The following is a 25436-nucleotide window of genomic DNA, read 5'->3' on the forward strand; positions in this document are numbered from 1 at the left end:
AAGGGCCCGTGAAGGATGAGAATCGACATCGACGGCATCGCTGACGCGCGCCTGGCCAGCGCCACTCCCGAGGACTGTCCTGAGTTGCTCGTCCTGCAACGGTGCTGCTGGATGCGCGAAGCGATCGTGAACGACTCGCTGGCCATTCCCGCGTTGCACGAGTCGCTTGAGGACGTTCAGGAGTGGACGAAAACCTGGTCGGTCTGGGTGGTCCGGAAAGGGCCGCGGTTGATCGCGGCGATGCGGGCGACGCTCGACGGCGCGGCGTGGGACATCGGCCGGATCATGGTGGTGCCCGATCTGGAAGGCCGCGGACTCGGCAGGTGGCTGCTCGCCTACGCCGAGAACCAGGCGCCTGCCGGGGCGCATCGGTTCAAGCTCTTCACCGGCGTCAAAAGCGCACGCAACATAAGGATGTACGAACGGGCGGGCTACCGGATCACGGGAACCGGGAACGGCGCCGCCTTCCTCGTCAAAGACATCCCTGGCTGACCCCCTGCGGCACGCGGGGGTGTGCCCGCAGGATTCCGCGCTGTTCCCGGCAGTCAGCCGACCAGCAGCTTGAGCAGTTCGGACCGCGTCGGGCCCTGCGAAACCGGCATCTGGCGCCCCTTTGCCGCGATGGCGACACGATCGATCATCCCCGGGCGGGCAAGCATCTCCTCGAACCGGGTCCTCATCGCCAGGTTCTCCAGGAAGACGCGAAAGAGATCAGCGTCGTGGTAACCGGCGACGAACAGGTCGTACATCGGTTGTTCCCCGTTGGCGGGCGCCTCGACGGGCCGACCGTTGATCGCGGCGTCGACCTGGTCCGCGCGGTCCTGGCTGAGCTGCACGGTTTCGCGGTACCAGGGCACCACCCGCTCCTGCACCATCAGGTCGTGCTCCTGGGCCAGTTTGAGCGGATCGTGCAGGTAGTCCCGAACGACCTCGGCGGTGCCGACGGCCTGCACGAGCCCCAAGCTCATCCCACGCCCATAGGTGGGGTTCGTCGTCGCCAACGCGTCGCCGACGGCGAGCAGTCCCGTCGCGATCGGCTTACCGTCCACCATGAACCGGCGGAGCTTCTCCCCGTTGCCGCCCATGATGCGCATCCCGTCCTCGGCCTCACCCTCGAGCATGTGCGCGTGCCCGGGGCAGGCTCGGATCAGGTTCGTCCACTTGTCGACGTGGCGCAGCTCTTTGAGGTCCTGGTCGGACGAGTGAACGACGACGGTCACCGACCAGTGCCCGTGGTCCGCCGGGATCACGATGATCGAATAGCTGTCGAAGTGCTGGAGCAGCAGCCCACCGCTGGCCACGTCCGGGATCTCGCCGTCAGGCGAGTGGAAGAACCGGGTGTAGTACGCGGTCCTGCCGTCCCAGGTTTCCTCGTGTGGTGGCCTGGCGCCGAGTTCCGCGAGCCGGTCCGGCAGGCGCGTCCGGCGACCCGACACGTCGACAACGAGGTCCGCACGGATTTCCTCGCCGTCGGACGTGCGCACACCGGCGACATGCGGCACACCATCCATACTGGACGGACCAGCGACCAGTCCGGACACCTCGACGCCCCGGCGGACGTCGACCCACCGACGGGCACAGCTCGCCACCGCGTACTCCAGGACAGGTCGGCGGGCGATGAGTGTTTCGAACCTGTCGTCGCCCGGGCGCGACGTGCGGTCCTCGACACTCCGTGGCATCGCCAGGCGGACATCGAACTTCGTGGGGTGCGCGTCCCGGATCAGGTCCAACGCCTCGGGGATCCGGTCCCGAAGGATCCGGTAGGCCGCGGGTTGCAGGAAGTGCGCCTGCTGGAACTGGCCGACACCGCGCCGCGGCCAGCTCGACCACGTCTCCTCCGGGAGACCCGGCAGCTCCCCCGCGTCCTGCTCCAGGACGGTGACGTCCACGCCTTCCTGGGCAAGCATCGTCGCCGCCGACAACCCGACGATCCCGCCACCCACAACAACAGCCCTGCTCATCCGAAGCCCACCTCAAGTCCTGGTACGTCAACGATTATCACTTCGTCGGTACGATCGGCAACGAATCACCTCCGGTAACAAGGAGCGACCACCCATGACCGTCCAGCTCAACGTCAGCGAGGATTTCCCCGCCCTGCTCGGAAGGATCGACGCACTCGGCGACTTCGTCGAAGCGAACGCACACGAAGCCGAGAACCTCGGCAGACTCACCGATGATACCGCGCGGGCGTTGCTCGACGCCGGTCTCGTACGCGCGGGTCTGCCCAAAAACCTTGGGGGTGACGAGTTCTCGCCACGCCAGCTGACGCAGACGATCGAACGCCTCAGCTACTACGACGCGTCGGCAGGCTGGACGATGCTGGCGCTGCAATTGGTGACCGGAACCACCGCGGCGTACCTCGGCGACGTCGCAGCGGCCGACCTGTTCGCCGACGTGGCGAGCGGCAACCACGCACTGCTTTCCGGTCACGGCACCCGGCCCGGCCGGGCGGTCCCGGTCGACGGCGGTTACCTGGTCAGCGGCAGTTGGCAGTTCGCCTCCGGCATGGCGCTGGCCACCCACATCCACAGTCTGATCCTGGTCGAGGGCACCGGCGAACCACGGGTCCTGGCCATGCCGAAGTCGCAGGTGAACCTGGTCGACAACTGGGATGTCCTCGGCCTGCGCGCGACGAGCAGCATCGACTACAACTGTGCCGACGTGTTCGTCCCGGAAACGCACACCTACGCCGCGGCGACGATGACCCCAGCCAACGGCGGAGCGATATACCGCGTCGGTTTGGTGAACATGTCCGCCATCGTGCACACCGGGTGGGCGCTCGGCGTGGGTCGGCGACTTCTCGACGAACTGAAGCGCTATGCGTCCGGCAAATTCGGCACGCACAACGCCGCCGTCGACACCGCGCAGTTCCACGCCGAGTACGCGACAGCCGAAGCCAAACTGCGTGCGGCACGCGCCTGGGCGTCGCAGGTCTGGGAGGACAACGAAAACACCCTGGCTGCCGGCGAAATGCTGAGCACCGACCAGGAGACGCTGATCCGGTTGGCCCTCAACCACGTCACCTGGACCGCGCACGACATCGGCCGGACGGTGCACAAGTGGGCCGCGACGACGGCGATCCGGCGTGGCCCGATCGACCGGTTCCTGCGCGACCTGGACACGGGCACGCAGCACATCACGTCGGGGCCGGTCGTCCTGCAGAACTGCGGGAAATGGCTCAGCGGTGCGCAGCCCGGAGCTCACTGGGAGTTCCTCGACCTGGTGCGGTGACCACTGTGGACCACGTCGGCGCCGTGCCAGCGCGGCTGCCCGGATTCCCGCCGTGGCCGCCCCGGCTGAGGCCGGGCGGGGCCGATCTCGTCGACCCCGCCGGTGTCCTCAGACTGCCTTGGTGTAACTGACGTTCGGGAACGGCGTGAACCCCAGCGACTCGTACAGCTCGCGTGCCGGTGCGTGGAAGTCGTCTCCGCCGGTACCGATGGAGATCACGTCTGCCCCCGCAGCACGCATGTGTGCCATGGAGTGTTCCGCGAGTGCACGGCCGACGCCGAGCCTCCTGTACGACGGCGCGACGGCGAGGATGTCGATTTCCCCATGACGCTCGGCCTTCTGGATGACCCAACCGACGAAACCGGCCATCTGCCCGTCAGTTCGTGCGACGGCGGCGAACTTGCCTTTATCCGGGGCATGAAGGCCCGCCAGGTGCCGTCGGTAGTCGTCCTTCCAGTTGCCATGGCGGTTGACGAAAACGGCCTCACCGACGAGCGGCCGGAAGAAATCCTCGTAGAACGGGCCGAACACGGCGGTTGTCAGGTCGAGGAGGACAGGGAGATCTTCAGGGTCGAGTGGACGGATGTCCATGGTGGAATGCCTTTCTGCTGAGAGAGCATGAAGCTGGAACCGTTGCCCGGATCGAGAACGGTGCTGGCGCCTCGAAGGGCGTCCCTCAGATGCGGGTCCGGCTCGCCGCGTAGCACTCCACAGCGCGGACGGTATCAGATGTGCGCCGCCCGATTTGGGCCTGGAGTCGCGTCAGTGACGCCTCGGGGCTCATGGCGTGCCCGGCGGCGTTGCCGAGGAGACGCCTGGTCGAGCCGGTGTGCAGCGGGTCATGGCTTTCCTGCAGACCGATCACCGATTCGGTGAATACGCTGTCCGGCTCATCGGGGTCGTCGAACGACAACAAGCTCACCGAACTGGTGAGTTCGGGGTCCGTGAAGGCCTGGGGCACAAGCTGCAGGGTGACGTTGGGCAGTTCAGCACACTCGACCAGCTTGGCCAGCTGGGCGCGGTCGAGACCCTGCTGGAGCACGGATTCGTGGATCAGAGCGTGGAACCGCAGCACCGGTGGTGTGATGAGGCGTTGCTGTTGGCGCATCAGGAACGCCACTCGTTTGGCGACCAGGGACGGGCAGCGTTTCGCGATCGACCAGCGTGCGTGGGCCTCGGTGTGCAGCAGGGTGGGGACCTGGGTGAGTTGGTACTCGATTTTGCGGCTGGCGTAGTCCGCCAGCCGGACGTAGCGCACGTCGTCGGGGTGGAATTCCTGCCACCAAGGTCGTTGTTTGGCCTGTTCCCACAGTTCGAGGTGCGGTGTGTGGTCGCAGCTGGGGATCCCGTAGGCGTCCAGCAGGGTGATCAATTCGTGGTACGTGGGTAGCTGGCGGCGTTCGAGTCGGCCGAGTTTCCTGGGGTCGATGCAGGCCCGTTCGCCCGCTTGCTCCTGGGTCAAGCTGCCCTGTTCGCGCAGCTTCTTCAACACTCGCGCGAGTTTGCGACCGTGGTAGTTCAATTCCGGCTGGCTGGTCATACGGATCCCTCCAGCGCGAGCGCGGAGGCTGGATGTTCGGTGATGGGCATGATGTCGCGTTTCGAGTCCGCAGTGGATGGTGTGGGTCGGGTTTCGTCGGCGAGGTCGAGCATCGGCCGCTGCTGATCAGCCGTGGGGAACATCCACGCGACCGCAAGCAGACAGCACTCGGGACAGAGGCGGTGCGACGTGAGCGGCCGCTGCTGCCACACCTGCTCGACCGGCAGCCCGCACAAGGCGGTCCACGGATACTGCTGTGACACCACATGTACCCGTGCGGCGTAGTACGCGCTACGGTCAGGATTGGTCCCCCACCATACGATCCCGGTCGTGTCCACGTGATCACCCGGCTGCCTCGATGCCGACCGGCACAACGAGGTGGTCTGGTTTGCAACGCCGAACGCCGGTACAGCGACCCGACGCTGGCGCACGCGGCACCCCTTTCGCGCCTATCACATTATTTTCGATGTCGTTTCGGTTCGGCCGACGCTTTGCGTCTCGCAGCGCATACAGTACTGCGAGTTCGGTAGGGGTTGTTTCCCTTGTGTTGGGCACGCCAGGCATAAACGCGCGTTTGCAGAACACGCACGCGTCACCGCGGAGTTGTTCAGCAGTCAGGGACACCGGGGACCCCCACACCGCGTTGGTCCGTGTGAAGCCGCCCCGGGGTTGAGAAACGGCTTCACCACGATGTCGTGTAGGCAGGACATCATCGGGGGCGCCGACGGCAGAACCCGTCAACGTGGTGCCCTGCCTATCCCCATGGGCACGTACCGCGCGGGAGTACGACCGGTACGCGTGCGGCTCGTCGGGACGTCGGGGCGTCAACCGGGAACCGACAACTACGGGCCATAGCGGGGAAGCCATGCCTGTGGGTCCCCGCCATGGCCGTATCCCGCCGTGGCGAACTCCCTGCCGTGTCTCCAGAGGGAGCAACCGGCAGGGCCACGGCGGGCGTCTTCGTGGGCGCGATCATCGGTCTCTACCGCCCCGGGCGCACGCCCACGCCAGAACCACAACCAGAGCCATGATGATCAGCACGACTGTGCTGCCGCTCACCGGGATTGGCGCCTCATCAACGCTGGCGAGATTCACGTACGCGGTACGTGCTGAAACGATCACACCGAGAAGCTATGAGCGGTCCATGGCCAAACTTTGCCAAAAGAACAAAAATCAGCCGCGTCACCCGATCGAGATGGTTTCAGCGACGCACCTGGTCACGGAGAGCGCGAATCTGCCTATCAAGGTCACACAGTTGGGGCAACACCCATTCGGTAGGCAAGACCGCGAAGCTCACGCCCGCCCGCATCACGACGCGTTGTCATAAGTAGGTTCGTTACAGCTTCTCGTACGAATGGATTGTTCCGAATCAGTTGCGGCGCAATCCGCTCTGCCTGTGCCAATGCTTGAATTCCGCGCTGCATCGTCTTCCGCTCGGCAATAAGGCCACGGCCTAGGTCTGCGTAGAACGCTGCCTGCCGGGCCTTGCCTGGGAAGATCTCCGGAGGGACACGAACGTACTCCGCAACCTTCGCACCCTCGCCCAACTCGACGCCCAACGACACCTGCCACACACCAACGTGCTCTGGTCCAAAGTGAAGATAACCAAAGTTGTCCCGCGCAGCCGGAAGTCTCCTTGCAAGTGCAATCGCCTCTGCGAGATGATCACGTGCCTGGTCAGGATTCTCTTGTGCCGCTGAGATCAACGCTGCGTTGAGATGCAGCGCCCCTGCAACCTGTATGGCATTCGAGCCATTTAGGGCATCCTGTACACGTTCAGCGGCGCGAACAGCTTGACTGTATTGATGCGGTTGAGATAGTGATCCAGCGAAACCTCTGATGAACGCGGCAAAGCCCATCCACTCAGGACTGTCCAGCTCTTCGGCGCAGATCTGTGCCCGTAGCGCAGCAAGCGGGGGGAGTGCCCGCGCCCCAAGAAACTTTGCGACACCCGCGACGGACCTGTAGGCGTAGATCAGTCCTGCCAACACCGCCGGTCGATGTTCCGGGTCCCTGACATAGGCTGCGTGCAACTCGGCTAGCAATTCAGGGAGGATGGCCCCCTGAGCTGCAAAATCTGCTTCTGCCCATTTACCCTCGTACAAGTCCCGGACAGCGGCTCGAAGCTCTTGCCATGGTCGAAGGGCGACGCCGGGATCAACGCCCAGGTCGTGTGCATCCAACGCGGTTTCCACAGCGGCAAGTGCCGCGTGAGCTTCACTGCTTAGTGGGTCAACTGGTGCGTATGGCGTCCCTGTTAGCTCTTCCGGACTGACCCGTAGAACCTGAGCGAGCATTTCGAGGGTAGACCGCTTCGAAATGGGACGTTGGCCGCGTTCAATCTTGGACAGGTGGCCGATTGAGATACCGGACAGTTCCGCAACGGCGGTAAGGCTTAGCCGTCGCCACTTCCTGATCTCTCGGAGTCGCTGCCCTATGTACTGCTCACGCTCGTTCATGGCCCACGCCCTCTTTGCGGATGCAGTCACCTCTCCGCGGTTTCCTCCCCGATGATCAGCTAGGGGGAGCCCGCCACGAAGAGCTATACGTACAGGTTACTTGTGTGATGGTTGCACCCCTACATCGTTCAACGAAGTCGCGTATCGGACAGAGGGGTGCCACGTTCCATCATCGGTACCCCAACGCGCTCCATGTCCGCGGTCCAACGATGCCGTCGGCTACTAGTCCCGCACGCTGTTGAAAGTAGACGACACGCCCCTTGGTAGCGGGGCCGAAGTCACCGTCGACCGTCAAGGGCGTCATCGAGGGATACCACCGGTTGAGGGTTGCCAGCAGCGAACGCACCGCGTCGCCCTTCGATCCGATCTGCAGGTAGGCCGTCCGGTTGTGGGTGGTGGTGTGGGTGCGCCACCTGACAAGAACCCCCACCCTGTCCCGCTGTCGAAACCCGCGCGGTTGCGACTGAACGACACGTGTGCGTGGCTGGTGTGCGGGTTGGTCCCGGTGTACGTCGTCCATCCTGACCAGTCGGCGCGGGTGATCCGCCTGTTGTAGTGGCTCATGGCCGCTGTGCGACGGCTTGCCGAACGACCCGTTGTGCCATCGGAGTGACTGCCCGTAGACATCATCGGCAACGCGCATGACACCTCTGCGGACAGTAAGGGCATCAAGGCCGCTTCAAGTACCTGATCAGAGCCTGTCCGGGGTCACATCGGCCACTGAGACTCGTCCGGACCAGTCGGCACCGGGCGCGGTTGCCACTGAACGACTGAGGGGCACTGACCTGCCGACATGAACTCTTGCGCCGCCGTCCGCACGGCTTCAGCCGGAATCTCGGAATTCGCCGGGAACGGCGTATCGCTGTCCATGTAGTAGTAGAGCAGCTCTTGCCCGTCTTCGGGACCGTCGCCCTTGCTGTACACGCCGTCCGCGCTGTCCGCGCCCGCGTAGTACAGCACGCCTCGCGCGCCGTGCATGCCGACAGTCAGAGCCGTCAGGGGCTTGTCCACATCTGGTGACACCTGTGCAAGCATCGGTGCCGCCTGGGAGAAGCGCGCGAACTCGTCGAGCGCATCACGCAACTCGGATTCCGTCTGAACAATCACCGGGTTGTCACCGTGCTCATGTAGCCAAAAGATCCTTAGTGCCACCATGGTGCGGCCCCTCCCGTGTACCTCTTGCGGAACTTTACGCCGTTCTTGTTCTGGCCGTGCACGGTCAGCGTATAGCCCTCAGGGAGCAGCACTGGCACCAGCGTGTCGCAACTCCAGTCGCCTGTACAGGGGACATGGTTGATCACGACCGTAGCGTGTTGGGTGCCGCTCGTACGTTGCCACGCGGCGGTTTTCATCTCAACATCGGTGGCGCGAACTGGTGATGCTGGAATACCCATCTTCTTCAGCTCGGCTTCAACCTTCGCTGACATGGAGTCGGCCCCGCTGGTTACTGGCAGCTCTTTTCCACCGGTGATGAGCCGACCGTGTGTCTTGGCTCCCGTCCCGGGAACAACCGGCGACGGCAACTCCGCGCGGATTCGCTCAACGGATTCTTTGGGCACAGCAACCGGGCCAGCATCTGTGAGCTTCGTAGGTTCGGGCGTGGGGCGTATAGCGGCATCGGTAGAGACATCGGACGGCCCCAGACGCTTGATGTACTGCGCTAGATCCTGGGTAACTCGGTCGAGCAGGTCCGTGGCGCTTGACAGTGTGTCGAGTGCTTCGGTGTGCGCGGTCTCGTGCTGTGTGGCTTCCGACTGGGTAGAACCCTGGAAAGTGAATTGTCCGATACTGCGAGCTTCGTCGATATGGGTTGCTGCACTGTTGATGACGGCGCGGACATTCGCGAGTTGCGTAATCGCCTCCTGAATCTGGGTGCGCAACTCGGCAACGGACACAGAGGGCATGGTGCCACCAACTACGGCGGCGTGAGCCTACGGTCACTTGGAACTGACACCGCGCCGTTGGCTCACACGTGATCATGTGCGGTCACCAACTTCCGGGCGTGTTCCCACGGGGAACACGCCCCCTCGCTGGTGGTTGCCATTGACCAGGCAGTATCACTGTTCGTGCACTACGAAGCGGTCACGAATAATAAGGTAGTCTTCACGGCACACCGGGTTATCCGAGGCAGACACCAATGGGTGACCTTGCCCCTATAGGCGCACCGCTTGCGGCAAACCGCGTTTTGATCACCGGTTGGCGGGTAAGCCGATTTTTGTCGGGGGTGGCCGATCCTCGGGTAAGGGCGGGGCTCAGACGTCCAGGGCCATGGGCGTGCGGGTTTCAGGTCAGCAGAGAGAGGATGGTCCCGACCGCCGCCACCCCTGACGCCTGGTCGGAATTTCGGCAACCGGCAGAGATCGTCCCCGGGGACCGGTCCCGGGAAGCGCGTGTGACGGTACGGTCGCCACACGGTCTTCCACGGGATTGAGCAGGGGCGGATGGGCGGACTCGAACGGGGTCGCGACTGGCTGGCCGGTGGTGCGGCACGGCGGATGTCGCGGACCGCGAAACAACTGGCTACGGCGTTCGCCGAAACACCGGGCGCCGCGACGGGCAAGGCTGCCCGGGAATACGGCCGGGCGCTGCGGTTGGCGTTGCGAGTGGACAACGAACAGGCAGAAGCCTTGTTCCGGGCTTACGACGCGCGGATTCCCCCGGAGCGGTATCCGTTCACCGCAGCCGACGAGCCGTGGCTGGCAGAAGCGGCCTCCAGTGGAGACGGCCGTACGCTGCCTGTTCTGTTCGAGGTGGGTTCGCGGCTTCGGCTACGCGGCCTGCAGACCCGGGCTCGGGACCGGATGACCGAGTACCTCGGCGGGGACGCCGACCAGATCGTGGTCAACTTCCACCGGTGGCGTGAGCAGGACATGCTGACGGCTGACACCGTCACCATTGTGCTGAACCGCTTTCTCGGGCGTGGTTCGTTCGAGCACGACGACGGGATGTGGCGGTTGTTCTTCGAACATCTGCCCGCCGATCTTCAGCCCGACCTGTTCGAGGTGCACTGTTTCCTCGGTCGCGGTGCTGCCGCTGCCCGTCTGGCTGGGACGCCCGCGCAGGTCGACCGGGCGCTTGCTTGCTGTCTGCGCAGCGCGGACGTCGACGACGTGCGCGCAGGGCTGGGGTTGGCTCGCGGCCAGGCTGCCGAGGGCGCCCTGACCGAGCGTCTGGCGGACCTGCTGTTCGTGGCCGAGCAGTACGAGCAAGCGCTTGCGGCCTACCAGGAGTGCGGGAAACAGGACCGGGTCAGCCGGTGCCACGAGGAACTCGGCCAGTTCCTCGACGCGCTCGCGACCTGCGAGCCCGAGCGGGTCGCCGACCTGGTCGTCCGGTGTGTGCCCGGGATTCACCTGTTGGTGGAGCAGCAGGAGTTCACCGAAGCGGCACGGCAGGTGCAGGCCGTGCTCGCGCGCCTGCCCGACGAGAGCCAGCGCCGGGAGGAGATGACCGATCTGCGCGCCACGCTGATCGGCTCGACCCGGCGCCACTTCGGCGAGCGGGTCCGTGACAGTTCCGAGCCGCAGGCCGTCTACCGGCTGTGGAGCAGGTTCGAAGAGGCCGCGGGTGAACTGGATGTGGCGGCGCGGCGCGCGGAGGACGGCGGGGAGTTCTTCCGCGCGAACCGGCTGTTCGTGCAGGCTGAACTGTTCGGCGAGGCCGTGCGGGTCCTGCGGGACGACGACACGACCGAAGGCATGGCCGCTCGCGCCGAAGCTTGTGAGGTCGGCGGCGATCTCGCTGGCGCGGCGCGCTTATACGCCCGGATCGGCCAGCGTGAGCGGGCGGTGCCGTTGTTCATGGGAGCCGGTGGGTACGCCGAAGCCGCGCGGTGCCTGGTCGAGTGGCTCGGCGTCGACGCCGCGGAAGACACGCGCCTGGCCGATTGCCTGCGCCGCACCGGCGACTACGGCGAACTCGTCCAGCGTTGCCTGGTGGCCGCGGAGGCCCACGGTTCGGGTTCGCTGGCCGCCGCCACCTTGCACCAGTTGACCGACGACGGTCTGGTGCCGCGGCACATGGTCACCGAGGTCGCCACCGCGCTCGAAGCTGTGGGCGCACGGGACCGCAGCAGTTTCGAGGAACGAGCGCAGGGCTGGGTGAGCCGGGCACGGGCCGAGATCGACAAGCGGTTCAGCGACATCTGGGGATTCGACCTGGGGACCACCACGTGCGCCGCGGCCATCTACGACTCGGAGACCCGGCAACCGGTGTTCTGCCCGTGGAAAGGCGCTGTCCACTTCGCGTCGACGATCAGCCTGGACCGCAACGGCGACGAACTGGTCGGCCTGAGTGGCGAGGAGACGCTCGCGCCCTGGCTGATCGGCCACATCGATGCGACGAAACGGGCGATGGGCCGCCGGACTGTCTACAAGATCCGCGACCGCTCGTACCGGCCGGAAGAAGTGGCCGCCCGGCTGGTCCGGCACGCCCGCGGGCTTGTCGAGACGTTCCTGGCCGACAAGGTGCGCGAACGCGTCGGCGAACTGGCCCGTGCCGAACTCGGTCTGGTGCGGGAGGAATGGCTGGCCTGGGCTGAGCGCAACCACGACCTGCGGCTGGACCGTCCGCGGGTGGTCGTGACGATTCCGGCCTACTTCAGGAACAACCAGAAAGCCTCGACGCACTCCGCGTGCCGGATCGCCGGAGTCGACCTGGTTCGTCTCATCCACGAACCCACCGCCGCCTGCATCACCGCCGCCCGGGAGCGACGGCTGGGCGACACGATCGCGGTGGTGGACCTCGGCGCGGGGACGCTCGACATCAGCCTGGTGGAAGTCGGTGACCAGGTCTACGACGTGCTCGCGGTCGGCGGTGACAACCGGTTCGGCGGCAAGGACCTGGATGCCGCCATCACCCGGGAGTTGACGGCTCGGCTTGAGCGGCACGGGATCGCGGTGCCGAAGTCGGGGTCGATGCGCAGGCGGCTGGAGATCGCGGCCGAAAGCCTCAAGGTCGACCTGTCCGCCCAGGAACACGCCTCCTACGACATGGTGGACCTGCAGAGGCTCGAGTTGAGCCGGGCTGAACTGGCCAGCATCCTGGCCGGTCCGTTGACGACGTTGCGCAAGGTCTGCGCCGATTTTCTCGCCACCGCGCCGGAGAAACCGAAGCACCTCGTGCTGGTCGGCCGCCCCATGCTGTCACCGCTCGTCCGGGAGACGGTGGAACAGGTTTTCGGCATGACACGGACAGTGGTGTCCGATCCGCGTACCGCTGTGGCCGCGGGGGCGGCGCTGCTGGGCGCGATGCGTGACGGATCGCTCGACGACGTGCTGTTGCTGGACGTCACGCCCCTGTCGCTCGGCATCCGGATCGTCGACGAGCACGACACGCACCATCTGTCGGAGCTCATCCCCCGCAACTCGACGATCCCGACATCGCGGTCGGACGTCTACACCACGCGCGAGGACAACCAGAGCGTGGTGCGTGTCGAGATCTTCAACGGAGCACTGGACGCGGAGTCGAAGATCGGCCAGTTCGAGCTGACCGGGATCCCGCCTGCCGAGAAGGGCGTCCCGAAGATCGAGGTCACCTTCGAGATCGACGCCAACTGCATGCTTTCGGTCACCGCCAAGGACAAGGCGACCGGGAAGTCCAGCTCCATCCGCGTCGCGGACACGACCCTGTTGTCGCCTGCGGAGGTCGCCGACCTGACCACCCGCTACGAGCACCAACTGGAGCAAGAGCAGCGGCAGAAGGATCTGGCGGAGGCGCGGGAACGGCTGCGGGACCTCGCCGTGTCCACAATGGATGACGACAGCGCCGCGGCGTGGCAGGAGTTCCGGCATCGCCAGGCCACACACCGTCCGGCGCCCGGCACCGAGGACGCGGAGACGCGCCGGCTGCTGGTGGAGATGTTCAGCGAGGCGGGCCAGGTCGAACTGGATCTGGAGCTGGCCCGGCAGGCCGTGCGGGAAGCCGCGGTCGCCGTGCTCGACCACCTCGACCGTCCCGGCGACGCCGCCGAAACCGCGCGGCTGGGCGATGATCTGCGTGCCCGGACTGATCGGTTGCACGGGCTCACCACCAAGGTTGCCCGGTGGAACGCGGTTCTGGTGCGGTTGGCGATGAACGAGCCCGATCCCCTGCTGCGCTTCCGCGGCCACTGCGCGGCGGGCGACTACCGTCAGGCGTTGGCGACTCTCGCCGAGTTACCGGCCCCGCCCACTGATCCCGACGATGTGCGCCGTCACGCACGTTGTCTGGCGGAGGTCGGTGACGCCGACGGGTACCGGGCGCTGCGCTCGGCCTCCACGGACCGGCCGGGGACGGTCCCCACCGGGCTCGTCCGGATCCAGGCTGGTTCCCAGTCGGGCGTTGGCTTTCTGATCCATGAGCGGTTGGTGGTGACGAGCCGATCGTGGATCACCGGTGAGCAACCGTCGATCGTTGTCGACGAGAGCACCCGCGCGGAAAGCGTCTATTTGTCCGAGTCGCCGGGCAACGACATGGCTGTGCTGCGGCTGGCGAAGCCGCTGCACGTCACGCCGCTGCCGTTGGGGTACGCGAAGTTGGTGCGGATCGGGGACCAGATCTGGGCGCCGCAGTCGTCCGACGGGAGCGCCTGGACGCACGTGGCCGGTCTGGTCGACCGCTTCGAGTCGGTGTCGGACGGTCTTCGGCTTTTCGTCAGCAGGCTGCGGATTCCGCCGTCCTGCGTGGGAGCGCCGGTGCTCGACGAACTCGGCGAGGTGGTGGGCATGATCACGGCCCGTCAAGACGGCGACACGGGTGTGCTCAGTGCCGACGCGCTGGAACCGCTGCTCACGGAGGCAGGCTTCGACCGGTAGTGCCCGTCTCGGGGTGCTGGATGGAGGGACACGCGGGTCAGCTTGCGTGGAGACGGCTGTAGGTGCCTTCCGCGGCCAGCAGGTCCTCGTGGGTCCCTTGTTCCACGATCGTTCCTGACCTCATCACGAGGATCGTGTCGGCGGCACGAACGGTCGACAACCGGTGCGCCACCACGAAACTGGTTCGTCCTGTCCTCAGGTCGGCGATGGCCTGCTGGATCAGCGCGTCGGTACGGGTGTCCACCGAACTGGTGGCCTCGTCGAGGACGAGGATCGCGGGATCGGCGATGAACGCCCGGGCGATCGTGATCAGTTGCCGCTCCCCCGCGCTGAAGGCGGACACGTCGTCGTCGATGATCGTGTCGTAGCCGTCCGGCAGAGTGCGGGCGAAGTGGTCCACTCTGGCCGCCCGCGCGGCGGCCTCGATCTGCTCTCGTGTCGCGTTCGCCTTGCCGTACGCGATGTTCTCCGCGATCGTTCCCCGGAACAGCCATGGCTCCTGTGCGACCATGGCGATGTGTGAGCGAAGGTCCGCACGGGACATGGCGGTGATGTCTGCACCATCCACAGTGATCCGGCCCGCAGTGGTGTCGCAGAACCGCATCAGCAGGTTCACCACCGTGGTCTTGCCCGCTCCGGTCGGCCCCACGATGGCGACCAGGTCACCCGCCGCGACGGTGAGGGACATGTCCTCGATCAACGCCTGGTCCGGCGAGTACCGGAACGAGACACGATCGAACACGACGTCGCCGCGCACCACGGCCGGGGGCTGGGCCGCTGCCGGATCCGGGGTCTGCTCCGCGGCGTCGAGCAGTTCGAAGACGCGGTTCGCCGAGGCGGCGCCGGACTGGATCCGGCTGCTGATGCTCGCCATCTGGGTGAGTGGCTGGGCGAAGTTCCGCGAGTACTGGAGAAACGCCTGCACCGTGCCGATGCTGATCGATCCGGACGCGACCTGCAGACCGCCGGCCACGGCGATGAACACGTAGTTGAGGTTGCCGATGAACATCATCGCCGGTTCCACGAGCCCCGATCGGAACTGGGCCTTGTAGCTGTTGGCGAAGACCTCGTCGTTGTGTTCGCGGAACTCCTCGGCGGCTTTTTCGTGGTGGTCGAACAGGGTGACCGTCGAATGGCCGGTGTACATTTCCTCGACATAACCCGTGAGCGCGCCGGTGGCCTTCCACTGCGCGGCGAAACACGGCCGGGCGCGGCGGGTGATGGCCCTGGTCGTCACAAGGGCGACCGGCACCGTGATCACGGTGATCAGCGCCAGCAACGGCGAGGTCAGCAGCATCATCGTGAGCACGGCGACAGCGCCGAACAGCGAATTGATGACCTGCCCGATGGTCTGGTGGGCGACCTGTCCCAGGTTGTCGACGTCATTGGTCACACGGCTGATCAGGTCGCCGCGGGACTGCTCGTCGACGTATCCCGGTGGCAGTCGGGTGAGTTTGGCCGCCACGTGTTCCCGCAGCCGGAACAACGTGTTCTCCACGACTCGGATGGCCAGCCGGACGCCGAGGTAGTTCAGTGCGGCTGCGGCCGCGTAGACCACCGTCACCAGCAGCAGGGTGCGCCCGACCGCGGCGAAGTCCACTGGTTTCGCTGTGAAGACCAGGTCGGTGGCGTGGCCGAGCAGCAACGGTGCCAGCGCGGCCAACGTCGAACTGCTCGCGCACAGCGCCACGGCGGCGGCCAGCCGTGGCCGTTGCGGTCGCGCCATGTGCCACAGCGACCGCCACCCCGCCGGGGGATTCACCGGGCGGCTCACCGGGCCCGCTCCGCGGCCACTTGGTAACGCACGATCTCGCGGTAGACCGGGTTCGTGTCGACCAGTTCCAGGTGGTCGCCCGCACCGACGACTTTTCCTTCGTCCAGCACCACGATCCGGTCCGCGCCACGGGGCGCGGTGGCGCGCTGGGAGACCATCACGACCGACGCGTGGGCGGTCTCCTCGGTCAGGGCCGCGCGCAGACGTGCCTCAGTGCCTTGGTCGAGGGCGGAGAAGACGTCGTCGAACAGGTAGATCAAGGGTTTGCGCAGGACGGTCCGCGCGATGGCCAGGCGCTGCCGTTGCCCGCCGGACAGGTTCGCGCCGCCCTGGCTGACCGGCGCGTCCAGGCCGTCGGGCAGGGCCGCCACGAAGTCCTCGGCCTGCGCAACGGCCAACGCGCGCCATAGATCCGCGTCGGTCGCGTCCGGATCACCAAGGCGGAGGTTGGACGCGACGGTGCCGGAGAACAGCTGCGGCCGTTGCGTGACAAGCCCGACGAGTCGGTGCAGCGTCTTCGGCGCCAACTGCCGGATGTCGACGCCGTCGACGAGGACCGCGCCGTCGGTGACGTCGGCGAGCCGGGCGATCAGGCCGAGCAGTGTCGATTTCCCGCTGCCACCGGAACCGACGAGGGCAACCGTCTCGCCGGGGCGGACACACAGGTCGATGTCGCGGAGCACGGGCGCCTCGGCTCCGGGGTAGCGGTAGCCGACCTGTCGCACGACGAGGTGGCCGCTCGGCCGGACGAGGTGCATGGGGGATGGCGGCTCCACCACGTCGGCCTCGGTGCCCAGGACGTCCCGGATCCGTCCTGCGCTGATCGCCGCCCTGGGCACCGCGACGATGAGGAAGCTCGCCAGCAGCACCGCGCCCAGCACCTGTGTCAGATAGCCGAGAAACGCCACGAGCGCACCAACCTGCATGTCACCGTCGGCGACTTGGTGGCCGCCGAACCAGATTACCGCGACCCCGGCGACGTTCACGATCAGCAGCGACATGGGCGACATCACGGCCACCAGCCGGCCGACCCGCATCGAGACACCCATGAGAGTTCCGTTGGCCCTGGCGAACCTGGCTTGCTCGTGCCGGTCGCGGTTGAACGCGCGAATCACCCGCAAGCCGGTGATCTGTTCACGAAGCAACCGGCCGATCGAATCGACAGCGTCCTGCACACCCGCGTAGACGGGCCACATCCGTCGCCCGACCAGCACGACCGCGACGACCAGCACCGGCACAACCGCCATCACCACGGCAGCGAGCAGACCGGCCTGCCGCGACGCGAGGAGGACGCTGCCGCCGCAGATGATCGGTACGGGAACGATCAGCACCAGGACGAACAGCATCAGTGACTGGATCTGCTGCACGTCGTTGGTCGTACGGGTGACGAGGGAAGGAACACCGAAACGGCCAAGGGTGCGGGCCGAGAGCGACTGGACGTGCGCGAAGACGTCCGCGCGGATGTCACGGCCGATCGCCATGGCGGTACGTGCGCTGAGGATGCCCGCCGCCGCCGCGCAAACGATCTGGGTCGTCGCGACGACAAGCATCACCACACCGGTCCGGACAACGGTCCCGGTGTCGCCCGTGACGACGCCGTTGTCGATGAGGTCGGCGTTCAACGCGGGCAGGTACAGCGACGCGACGGCCTGCACCGCTTGCAGCAGACCGATTCGAGCGATCTGCCTGCGACAGTTCGACAAGCGCGGCCGCAGCAGCTGTGCGAGCACGAAACCTCCTTCTTCCGGCTTTTCGGACCAACTGTCAGTCGTCGTGCACGCGACAAGTGCGCAGCCCTACGTTTGTCGTCTATACCAGTCGACTCTTCAGCACGGAGTCGGCGCGGCATGTTCCCGCCACCGGCGGCACCGTCGACCACGCGTTCGGCAGGGACTCCTTCCCTTTCGCGCCATCCGGTTGCGTATTAGTTCAGCTCGACCGGCCGACCATGTCGAGAACCCGGTAACGTCGCCGTCACGGGATCGCCAGGGGCTTCCGGAACCGGAAACCGCCTCGCGTCACCAGATCCCGGGGCCGACGACCAAGTCGGCAATCGATATTCCCAGGAAGGAGATCTCCATGAAGGACGCGTACGCCGAGTCCCTGCGTGTGGACTCGATCATCGACACCCTGCGCGCCATCGACGCCACCGACCAGGGCGCGGAAAGCCTGGCCGCGGCGCAGGCGGGCACCACGTGGCCTGAAGGCCCTTCGTCCGGCGCCTGAGACAGCCGTGGGCCCGGCCTGGCGCCAGGCCGGGCCCGTCTTCCCGAGAGAGGCCAGGATGTCCGCGCCCGCAGTTCCCACCGAGGTCGCCTCGGTACTCCGCCGGTACAGCGAACTGGCCGGCCAGGTCAGCGAGAAGTACGGACCCGGTTCCCAGGCAGTGGTGTTCGTCCACTACGAGGAACTGCTGGCCGCCCGGTCGATGCTGTTGACCAGGCGCGAAGACGCGACACTACTGTCCAGAGTGGACACACTGCGAACGCTGATCCAGCGGATGTACTCAGCGAGCGTTCCGCAGGTGCCCGGACAGATGCCGTCACGACTGCTGCGCAGGGATCCTCCGCTCATCGAGTACGACCGCGGGCACTTCGAACAACGCTACGCGAAGGTCTGCGACGTCGTCGGGGCCGATGTCATCGCCGGGCAGCGTTGTCGCGACCCGTTCGGCGCGATACGGCCGCGCACCTCGTACATGTTCGTCGTCACCGACGAGGCCGAGTTGCGGATCTGGGGCAGGCCGTTCGACCTGCCCGACCTGATGTTCGGACGCAACCGCGCCACCGTCCGGGATGTTCCGGTCGCCCACCCGATGCTCGTACCGGAACGGCTGCGGGTGTCGGCGGCAGGTGAGATGGTGCTGCTCGGATCCGCCAAGGTGGAGATGGTCGTCGCCAACACCAAGTCCGGGCACTTTCGCCCGCCGCCCGAGTCGGCCGCGGTGGTGCGCGACGTCTGCCGGGAGATGTGGGACCTCGACGACGCGGACATCGACGTCTTCACCCTGTTCTCCCACGACTCCGGGCAGGAACGGCACTGATGGGCGCTCCCGTGCGAGACAAGAGGCCGACACGGACGGTCGGCGTCGAGTACGAGTACAAATGGTGCGTCGACACGATCGACGCGGCGAAGGATCCGCACGGTTTCCTGTCCGCGACGGTGTTCGACCGGCACCTCGGCGACGTGTCCGATGTGGTCACCGTCGTTCAGTCGACGATGTACCTCGATGACGAACGGCTCGCGCTCGCCGATGCCGGGCATTCGCTCGGGTGCGTGGTGAACACCGGTGCGTTGTCGTCGATCGCCTGGATACGGCTCAAGCAGACGATCCTGTGGACCGGCCGCCGCGACTGCCTGGAGATCGCCGAACGCGTGCCCCCTGAGGACATCGGGCGGCTGGTCGACGCACGCGAGGTCCTGCCGATCGACTACGCCAGGCGCACCGGGATGGTTTCGGGACGGCTCGCCCCGGTCGGGGTGGCCACGCAGACCAGGTACAAGCGCACCGCGGTGTTCACCGATTCCCCCGCCGGGATGGCGTACAGCGTCGACGTGGTCGAGTTCCGGTCGCCGGACGACCCGGCCACGCCGCTGAGCCGGTACTCGTGCCTGGAGATCGAGACCAACGGATCCGAACACCACGCGCTGCGGCAACTGGACCGACTGGCCGACGACATCACCGATTGGCTGGGGACGTCGCAGGAAACCGCCACCAAGGGCCAGCTCGCCACCTGGGTGACGCACCCGGACCACCGGTCATGATCGCCGGCCGCGCCGTCATCGTCGACCTCCCGGGCGGATCGGCATCGGATCCTCCCGAACGCCGTGGACTGGCCGCGTTGGCGGCACGGCATCTCGCCGATCCCGCCGCGGGCGGGCCGGGAACGCTGGCATCCCGCCGTGGGTGGCGTACCCGGCACCGACTGGAGCCGGACTGGTCGTCCTTCTCGTTCTGGTCCTGTGTGGACGACGACATCGGCGACGTGGCAGCGGCCTTCGAGCACGTCCAGCCACCCGGACGCGCTGGCCTGGCCGCTCTGGTCGACCGCCAGTCGCGACTCGCGAACGCCCATCGCGCCAACGGCTACCTCCGCCTCATGGACCTGCTCGACGGCTGCGCCTGGGGTGAGCAGAACAACGCGCTGGGAACCGCGGCCACCCTGGCGTCCATCACGACGGACGACCTCCAGGACTACTTCGACGCGTGCCAGGACCGGGTGTCACCCCTCGCGTCACCGGCGACCCGGCAGTGGCGTGGCGGCTACCGGTCTGCTCCGCAACCGGGTGACGTCACCAGGGTGGCCGTTGCCGTGCCGGTGACCGGTTCGGCCCCCGGTGCTGTCGAATTGGCGGTGGAGATGCTGGGGAGTCACGGCATGGGCGGCAGACTCGGGTCCGCTTTGCGCTCTGACCGCGCCATCGCCTACGGGCTCGGCGCGTTCCGGCTGGGCAGCGGCCAGAACTGCGCGATCGCGGCACAGGCCCAGGTCGCGCCGGAGCACACCGTCGAGGCTGGCCGGTTGCTCATGGACTGCGTCCGCTCGGTGCTGCACGGGCCGGTGGACGAGCGAGAACGACTGAGGGCGGCGACACGCGTGCGGACCGCGCTGCTTCTCCAGGTGGACCAACCGTTCGGCGCCGCCGACGAGGCGCGGCGCAAGCGGTTGCGCGTGCCGACGCTGGTCGATCTCGCGACAGCGGTCCAGCAACGCGGCCGGGACGGCGTCCTGCCCACCGAAGAACCTGGCCTGCCGTCTGCCGTGGTGGCCCTCGGAGCGGTGACCCCGGAACAGTCGTCGGCGTTGGAGAGGACGCACACATGAGTGTGCACAACGTGAACGGACTCAACGTTCACCTCCTTGACCTGCCGGGCGCCCATACAGTGGGCGGCGTGCTGGTCGTGCGGACGGGATCCGCCCACGACACGCCCCATCCGCCTGGCACCGCCCATCTCGTGGAACATCTCAAGATCGCTTCGATCCCGGCCGGTTCCGGTGGACTGCCGCCTGTTCGCGGTGTCACGGACAACCTGGTGACCCGGTTCAGCGCCGTCGGGTTGAGCGAACAAGCGATCGAACTGGGTGCACGGTTGGCCGCCATCCTCGATGACGTCGCCATGGACGAGCACCTGTCGTCGGAACGACAGGCGGTGCTCGTGGAAATGCGTCAGGCCTCGGCGAACCCGTTGCTGAGGTTGGGACCCACGGTGGCCGCGGCGGCCCGCCCATGGCGCGGTCTCGCCGCCACTCTGCAAGCCGATGTGGACAGTGTCAACCGGATCACGGCACGGGACGTCGCCGTGCTGGCCGAAAGGCGGTACCGCAGGGATCAGGCGGACCTCGCCATCGTCGGCTCCCGTCTCCCGGTCGACGCACTGCTGAACGCGGTGGACCAGTCGGCCGGACCGGTGCGGCCCCAGGCGGGCTTCCCGCATCCCATCGCCGCCGATCCCGTGCCGGACTTGGCTGACGCGTTGGACGGCCTGGTGGTCGCCTCGCTGGCGCGCGCATGCCAGGAATCCGACCATGATCACGCCATGGTCGGCGCCCTGCGGACCGCCGCGGCCGAGATCGGGTTCCCGTTGACCGGACAGAGCACGGTGGACGGACTCGATGTGGCGGTCGACGTGCTGTGCTGGCGGGCCGGAACCAACGCGGACGGCCTCGCCAAGGTCCTCATGTCCCGGGGCGACGAGATGCTCTCGACCACGGCCATCCGCCGTGCCTCACTCGAACGACGGCAAAGCGCCGGATACCAAGCCCAGACGCCGCTGGGCACCGCGGCAGCCCTGGTGACCCCGGACGAGTCGAGCGACCGCCCGCGGGCCGAGCTCGCCATCTGGCGGGTCGATAAGGGACGTCTGCACCGTTGCAGGGAAACTCTACTGGCCAGGTGACGACATGACCTTCGACTCCATCGTGCGGGACGAACTCGACGCACACCCCGACGTGACCACGACCGTCGTCCACGAGCCGGTCTGGCACCAGGTGGCACCCTCACGGGCCCGTACCCGGGTGCAGGGGTGGAAGATCCACGTCTCGGCTGTGCCCGCCGACGCCGAGGACGTTCTCGCCAGGGTGGCGGCGCTGTTGGTACCCCGCGAGGTGGCGTTCAAGTACCTGGCTTCCGCCGAAGTGCTCGACGAGTCGCTCAAACGGCGGAGCGACCCGTCGTCCAGCGGCAAGTTCATCACCGTCTACCCGAAGGACGACGACGAGTTCGTGGCGCTCGTCAAGGAGTTGCACGACCTGCTCGCCGGTTGCCGCGGGCCGCGGATCCTGTCCGACCGGCAGTACCGCGACGGCGTGGTGCACTACCGGTACGGGCAGATCAAGCGCCACAGCGTGCTCGACGACCTCGGGACGCACCGGCACGTCATCGTGGCCCCGGACGGGTCACTGGCCTCGGACGAGCGACGCAGTTGGTACACGCAGCCCGAATGGGTTCGCGACCCGTTCGCCGAACCGGAGTTCGCCGCTCCCGGCGAGGCCACCCGGCTGACGGACCGATACCGGGTGACTTCGGTGATCCGGCACAACAACCGAGGCGGCGTGTTCCACGCCGAGGACGTCAGCACCGGGCGCCCGGTCATCGTCAAGCACTGCCGTGCCGGGATCGACCCGAACCCGGACGGCACGGACACCCGCGACACGATGCGGCACGAGGCCGCCATGCTCCGCGAGTTCGCGGGCATCGTCCCGGTGCCCGAACTGATCGACCTCTTCGACGTCGGGGAGCACACGTTCCTGGTCGAGGAGAAGCTCCCCGGAGTGCCGCTGCACAGCCTGCTCTCGCCGGACGACGACGACGCGCCACCGCCGGACCCGGACGTGGTCCTGGACCTGGTCCGCCAGATCACCACCTTGCTGGACACCGTGCACCGACACGGATTCGTCGTCGGTGACGTGTCACCGGACAACTTCCTGCTCGCCCCGAGCGGCATCCTCCACCTGCTGGACCTGGAAGGCGCCGGTCGGATCGGCGAACCCGCCGCGGTCGTGCGGACGATGGAGTACGCGGCGCCGGAGAAGCTGGCTCAAACGAGGGAGTCGCCCGGCGTCGCGGACGCGGCGACCGACCGGTACGGCGGCGGGGCGGTGATCGAGGCGCTGGCCCAGGCACGCCAGCGCGACGGCCACAGCAGGGCACCTTTCGACGTTCTCGCGGCACACAACTCGCTCGCCGCCGAACTGGCACCGGTTGTGCGGGGTCTGACCCAGGCCGTGCCGGTCGACCGGTGGACGTGGGATCGCGTCCACGGCGAACTGGCCAAGCCCCGGTCGTCGCCGATCGCCGCGGTCGGACGAGAATCGCCTGTCCAGGACTGCCTCAAGGGACTGCTGAACGCGCTGCGCCCCGGCGACGAGTCGATGGTCGAAAGCACCAGGCGCTACGACTCGCGTTTCGTGCAGACCGGAGCGGCAGGGGCGACCAGTGTGCTGGTTCAGGCGTTGAGAGCAGCCGAACACATGCCACCCGAGCTCGCCACGGTGTCGCGGGAGGTGAGTCGCTGGTGGCACGGCACGCTCGACCGGTTCGAGAACCGCCTTCTCCCCGGTCTCTACAATGGACATTCTGGGGCGTGCTGGGCGGCTGCCGACATAGCGCGCGCCACCGGTGACGAGTCGACGCTCGACCGTGCGCTGGATGTCGCCGGGAAGCTCCCGGTCCGGTGGCACATCCCGACCGTCGCCCACGGCGTCGCCGGGTCGGGCATGACGATGCTGCACCTGTGGCGGACGACCGGGCTGAGCGCGTTCCGGGACAAAGCCCTCGACTGTGCCGAGCACTTGACCCGGTGCGCCACCCCGATGGCCACGGGAGGCGTCCACTGGCCGGCCGGGGATGGCTCGTCCTACCACGGGTTCGCCGTGGGAACGGCTGGGATAGGTGCCTTTCTGGCCGAGGTGGCGGATCTCTGCGACGAGGACGGCCCGAGGCGCGTCGCGCGACAGGCCGGTGACGAACTGCTGTCGCAGGCCCGGATGCGGGACGTGCGGATCATCGAGCGGGACGGTTCGAGCGCCACACACCGTGCGGCGTGGTGGTCCGAAGGGCCGACGTCCCAATGCGTCAGACACGGGTGGTGGTCCGGCGGGGCCGGAATCGGTGCGTTCCTCTGGCGGCTGGGCAATCGGGACATGGCGCTCGCAGCCGCGGCCGGCGTGCGCCAGTCCTCGGTGCGGGCACCGTTGGGGGCGTTCTGGGGTCTCGCCGGTGACGGTGCTTTCCTGCTCGAAGTCGCCGAAACCGAAACCCCGGTCAGGCCGTGGGCGGACTTCGTCACGGCCCTGGTCGAGTCCCATGCTCTGCAGGACCAGGGACACGACTTCGCCACCGGAACCACGGGCACGCTCGCCTACCTGTTGCGTGCTCGGCACGGCTGCCCCATGCCGTGGACATCTCCCGACTTCTCATGATGAAAGGCCCGGCATGTCCGTCAGCACAGGCGAACAACCGACCGTGAACCTCCGCGACTACGGTGACGCCTTCTTCTCGGATCCTTACGCCGTGTTCGCCGACCTGCGGGCACACGGCCCGGTGCACCACGTGCGACTGCCCAACGGCACACCGACCTGGCTCATCGTCGACCACGCGGAAGTCCGCCGCGCGCTCGGCGACCCGACACTGAGCAAGAACTGGTACAAGGCAACCGGACAACTCGGTCCGAACGTCATGGGCACGAACATGCTCACCTGCGACCCGCCGGATCACACGCGGCTGCGTCGCCTGCTGTCCAAGGAGTTCACCGCTCGCCGCGTGGAGGCGTTGCGGCCGCAGGTGCAGGCGTCGGCGAACCGCCTGCTCGACGAGGTCGCGCACACCGGCCGGATGGACCTGATCGAGTCATACTCCATGCCGCTGTCAATCGGCACCGTCACCGACCTGCTCGGCGTTCCCTTCCTGGACAAGGAAACCTTCCGCGAGTGGACAAGGGACATCTTCGTACCAACCGGGGACGTGGAACGCGAACGCCAGGTGTACGACGAGATCACGGCGTACATCGACGAGCTGGTCGAGGCGAAGCGCCGGGACCCCGGTCCCGACCTGCTCAGCGCGTTGGTCCGGACGGTCGACAGCGACGACGACCGGTTGAAGCCGGACGAGCTGCGTGCGACAGCGTTCCTGTTGCTCCTCGCCGGCCACCAGACCACTCTCAACCTCGTCACCAACGGCGCCTACGCCCTGCTGACCCACCCCGATCAACTGGCCGCGCTGCGATCCGACTGGTCCGTGCTCGACAGGGCAGTGGACGAGGTGCTGCGCTGGGAAGGGTCGCTGACGTTCGCCACCCACCGGTTCACCACGGAACCCTATCCCGTCGGTGGCACCGTGATCCCCGGTGCGGGCCAACGAGTCCTGGTCGCGGTGGGAGCCGCGAACCGCGACCCGGCTCAGCACCCGGACCCGGACCGGTTCGACATCCACCGCCCAGCGCAGCCCCACATGGCCTTCGGCCACGGGATACACCACTGCCTCGGCAGTTCCTTGGCACGCCTGGAAGGTGCCGTCGCCCTGCGGTCGTTGTTCGGCCGTCTCGACGACCTGGCGTTGGACACCGACCGGATCGAATGGCAGCACACCTTGACCGCAAGGGGGATCACGCGCCTGCCGGTGCGCTGGCCTGTCTGACA

Annotated in this window: 20 protein-coding genes; 10 read left to right on the forward strand and 10 right to left on the reverse strand. The window is 67.0% G+C overall.

Features of this window, described 5'->3' with window-relative positions; genetic code table 11:
* The first annotated feature begins 15 nt into the window (after positions 1–15).
* On the forward strand, positions 16–492 hold the full coding sequence (locus tag ALI144C_RS16915; RefSeq protein ID WP_076988085.1) for a GNAT family N-acetyltransferase: 477 nt from the start codon (positions 16–18) through the stop codon (positions 490–492).
* Between the two features lie 53 nt (positions 493–545).
* On the opposite strand, the gene ALI144C_RS16920 is transcribed toward ALI144C_RS16915, so the two are convergent.
* Positions 546–1961: an NAD(P)/FAD-dependent oxidoreductase gene (locus ALI144C_RS16920; RefSeq protein ID WP_076988086.1), complete on the reverse strand. Its 1416-nt coding sequence runs from the start codon at positions 1959–1961 to the stop codon at positions 546–548.
* A 94-nt stretch (positions 1962–2055) separates the two neighbouring features.
* On the opposite strand from ALI144C_RS16920, the gene ALI144C_RS16925 reads away from it, so the two are divergent.
* On the forward strand, positions 2056–3231 hold the full coding sequence (locus ALI144C_RS16925) for an acyl-CoA dehydrogenase (protein ID WP_076988087.1): 1176 nt from the start codon (positions 2056–2058) through the stop codon (positions 3229–3231).
* A 108-nt stretch (positions 3232–3339) separates the two neighbouring features.
* Here the strand turns inward: ALI144C_RS16925 and ALI144C_RS16930 are convergent, their stop codons facing one another.
* The 7 genes from ALI144C_RS16930 to ALI144C_RS16960 all read right to left on the reverse strand — a co-directional run bounded on the left by ALI144C_RS16930 (position 3340) and on the right by ALI144C_RS16960 (position 9125).
* Complete coding sequence (locus ALI144C_RS16930; RefSeq protein WP_076988088.1) at positions 3340–3822, reverse strand: GNAT family N-acetyltransferase; 483 nt, start codon at positions 3820–3822, stop codon at positions 3340–3342.
* A gap of 85 nt (positions 3823–3907) precedes the next feature.
* Positions 3908–4771, reverse strand: coding sequence for a helix-turn-helix domain-containing protein (locus ALI144C_RS16935; RefSeq protein WP_076988089.1), 864 nt, complete (start codon positions 4769–4771; stop codon positions 3908–3910).
* Complete coding sequence (locus ALI144C_RS16940; RefSeq protein WP_076988090.1) at positions 4768–5109, reverse strand: hypothetical protein; 342 nt, start codon at positions 5107–5109, stop codon at positions 4768–4770. Before ALI144C_RS16940 ends, ALI144C_RS16935 begins: the two co-directional genes overlap by 4 nt.
* Before the next feature lie 909 nt (positions 5110–6018).
* A complete protein-coding gene (locus ALI144C_RS16945; protein WP_076988091.1) occupies positions 6019–7230 on the reverse strand; it encodes a helix-turn-helix domain-containing protein in 1212 nt (403 codons plus the stop codon).
* Positions 7231–7399: 169 nt separating this feature from the next.
* A complete protein-coding gene (locus ALI144C_RS58410) occupies positions 7400–7873 on the reverse strand; it encodes a peptidoglycan-binding domain-containing protein (protein ID WP_330359592.1) in 474 nt (157 codons plus the stop codon).
* Between the two features lie 65 nt (positions 7874–7938).
* On the reverse strand, positions 7939–8337 hold the full coding sequence (locus ALI144C_RS16955) for an Imm1 family immunity protein (RefSeq protein WP_076988092.1): 399 nt from the start codon (positions 8335–8337) through the stop codon (positions 7939–7941).
* A 35-nt stretch (positions 8338–8372) separates the two neighbouring features.
* Positions 8373–9125, reverse strand: coding sequence for a DddA-like double-stranded DNA deaminase toxin (locus tag ALI144C_RS16960; protein WP_237774176.1), 753 nt, complete (start codon positions 9123–9125; stop codon positions 8373–8375).
* A 546-nt stretch (positions 9126–9671) separates the two neighbouring features.
* Here ALI144C_RS16960 and ALI144C_RS16965 point away from each other — a divergent pair.
* Positions 9672–14024 (forward strand): Hsp70 family protein, encoded by a 4353-nt coding sequence (locus ALI144C_RS16965; protein WP_076988094.1) that lies wholly within the window; start codon positions 9672–9674, stop codon positions 14022–14024.
* Between the two features lie 37 nt (positions 14025–14061).
* On the opposite strand, the gene ALI144C_RS16970 is transcribed toward ALI144C_RS16965, so the two are convergent.
* Positions 14062–15798 (reverse strand): ABC transporter ATP-binding protein, encoded by a 1737-nt coding sequence (locus ALI144C_RS16970; RefSeq protein ID WP_076988095.1) that lies wholly within the window; start codon positions 15796–15798, stop codon positions 14062–14064.
* Positions 15795–17528: an ABC transporter ATP-binding protein gene (locus ALI144C_RS16975; RefSeq protein WP_076988096.1), complete on the reverse strand. Its 1734-nt coding sequence runs from the start codon at positions 17526–17528 to the stop codon at positions 15795–15797. Before ALI144C_RS16975 ends, ALI144C_RS16970 begins: the two co-directional genes overlap by 4 nt.
* Positions 17529–17877: 349 nt before the next feature.
* Between ALI144C_RS16975 and ALI144C_RS55490 the strand changes: the two genes are divergently transcribed.
* Genes ALI144C_RS55490 through ALI144C_RS17005 form a run of 7 tightly spaced genes read left to right on the forward strand, consistent with a single transcriptional unit; the run spans position 17878 to position 25434 of the window.
* Positions 17878–18024: a hypothetical protein gene (locus ALI144C_RS55490; protein ID WP_168211271.1), complete on the forward strand. Its 147-nt coding sequence runs from the start codon at positions 17878–17880 to the stop codon at positions 18022–18024.
* 58 nt (positions 18025–18082) lie between these two features.
* On the forward strand, positions 18083–18841 hold the full coding sequence (locus ALI144C_RS16980) for a hypothetical protein (protein WP_076988097.1): 759 nt from the start codon (positions 18083–18085) through the stop codon (positions 18839–18841).
* Positions 18842–18852: 11 nt separating this feature from the next.
* Positions 18853–19563 carry a hypothetical protein gene (locus ALI144C_RS16985; RefSeq protein WP_143230690.1) on the forward strand — a complete coding sequence of 237 codons (711 nt, stop codon included), beginning with the start codon at positions 18853–18855 and terminating at the stop codon, positions 19561–19563.
* Entirely contained in the window at positions 19560–20624 is a 1065-nt protein-coding gene (locus ALI144C_RS16990; protein WP_076988099.1) for an insulinase family protein, read from the forward strand. Before ALI144C_RS16985 ends, ALI144C_RS16990 begins: the two co-directional genes overlap by 4 nt.
* A complete protein-coding gene (locus tag ALI144C_RS16995; RefSeq protein ID WP_076988100.1) occupies positions 20621–21697 on the forward strand; it encodes an insulinase family protein in 1077 nt (358 codons plus the stop codon). Before ALI144C_RS16990 ends, ALI144C_RS16995 begins: the two co-directional genes overlap by 4 nt.
* 4 nt (positions 21698–21701) lie before the next feature.
* Positions 21702–24221: a lanthionine synthetase LanC family protein gene (locus tag ALI144C_RS17000; protein ID WP_076988101.1), complete on the forward strand. Its 2520-nt coding sequence runs from the start codon at positions 21702–21704 to the stop codon at positions 24219–24221.
* A 13-nt stretch (positions 24222–24234) separates the two neighbouring features.
* Positions 24235–25434, forward strand: coding sequence for a cytochrome P450 family protein (locus ALI144C_RS17005; RefSeq protein WP_076988102.1), 1200 nt, complete (start codon positions 24235–24237; stop codon positions 25432–25434).
* The last annotated feature ends 2 nt before the right edge of the window (positions 25435–25436 follow it).

The sequence above is a fragment of the Actinosynnema sp. ALI-1.44 genome (assembly GCF_001984155.1).
In the GTDB taxonomy this organism is placed as follows: Bacteria; Actinomycetota; Actinomycetes; order Mycobacteriales; family Pseudonocardiaceae; genus Kibdelosporangium.

Bases quoted from the DNA above. Each gene is read 5' to 3' on its own strand.
- ALI144C_RS16915 (WP_076988085.1), top strand. From the start codon at position 16: ATGAGAATCGACATCGACGGCATCGCTGACGCGCGCCTGGCCAGCGCC.
- ALI144C_RS16920 (WP_076988086.1), bottom strand. From the start codon at position 1,961: ATGAGCAGGGCTGTTGTTGTGGGTGGCGGGATCGTCGGGTTGTCGGCG.
- ALI144C_RS16925 (WP_076988087.1), top strand. From the start codon at position 2,056: ATGACCGTCCAGCTCAACGTCAGCGAGGATTTCCCCGCCCTGCTCGGA.
- ALI144C_RS16930 (WP_076988088.1), bottom strand. From the start codon at position 3,822: ATGGACATCCGTCCACTCGACCCTGAAGATCTCCCTGTCCTCCTCGAC.
- ALI144C_RS16935 (WP_076988089.1), bottom strand. From the start codon at position 4,771: ATGACCAGCCAGCCGGAATTGAACTACCACGGTCGCAAACTCGCGCGA.
- ALI144C_RS16945 (WP_076988091.1), bottom strand. From the start codon at position 7,230: ATGAACGAGCGTGAGCAGTACATAGGGCAGCGACTCCGAGAGATCAGG.
- ALI144C_RS58410 (WP_330359592.1), bottom strand. From the start codon at position 7,873: ATGCGCGTTGCCGATGATGTCTACGGGCAGTCACTCCGATGGCACAAC.
- ALI144C_RS16965 (WP_076988094.1), top strand. From the start codon at position 9,672: ATGGGCGGACTCGAACGGGGTCGCGACTGGCTGGCCGGTGGTGCGGCA.
- ALI144C_RS55490 (WP_168211271.1), top strand. From the start codon at position 17,878: ATGAAGGACGCGTACGCCGAGTCCCTGCGTGTGGACTCGATCATCGAC.
- ALI144C_RS16980 (WP_076988097.1), top strand. From the start codon at position 18,083: ATGTCCGCGCCCGCAGTTCCCACCGAGGTCGCCTCGGTACTCCGCCGG.
- ALI144C_RS16990 (WP_076988099.1), top strand. From the start codon at position 19,560: ATGATCGCCGGCCGCGCCGTCATCGTCGACCTCCCGGGCGGATCGGCA.
- ALI144C_RS16995 (WP_076988100.1), top strand. From the start codon at position 20,621: ATGAGTGTGCACAACGTGAACGGACTCAACGTTCACCTCCTTGACCTG.
- ALI144C_RS17000 (WP_076988101.1), top strand. From the start codon at position 21,702: ATGACCTTCGACTCCATCGTGCGGGACGAACTCGACGCACACCCCGAC.
- ALI144C_RS17005 (WP_076988102.1), top strand. From the start codon at position 24,235: ATGTCCGTCAGCACAGGCGAACAACCGACCGTGAACCTCCGCGACTAC.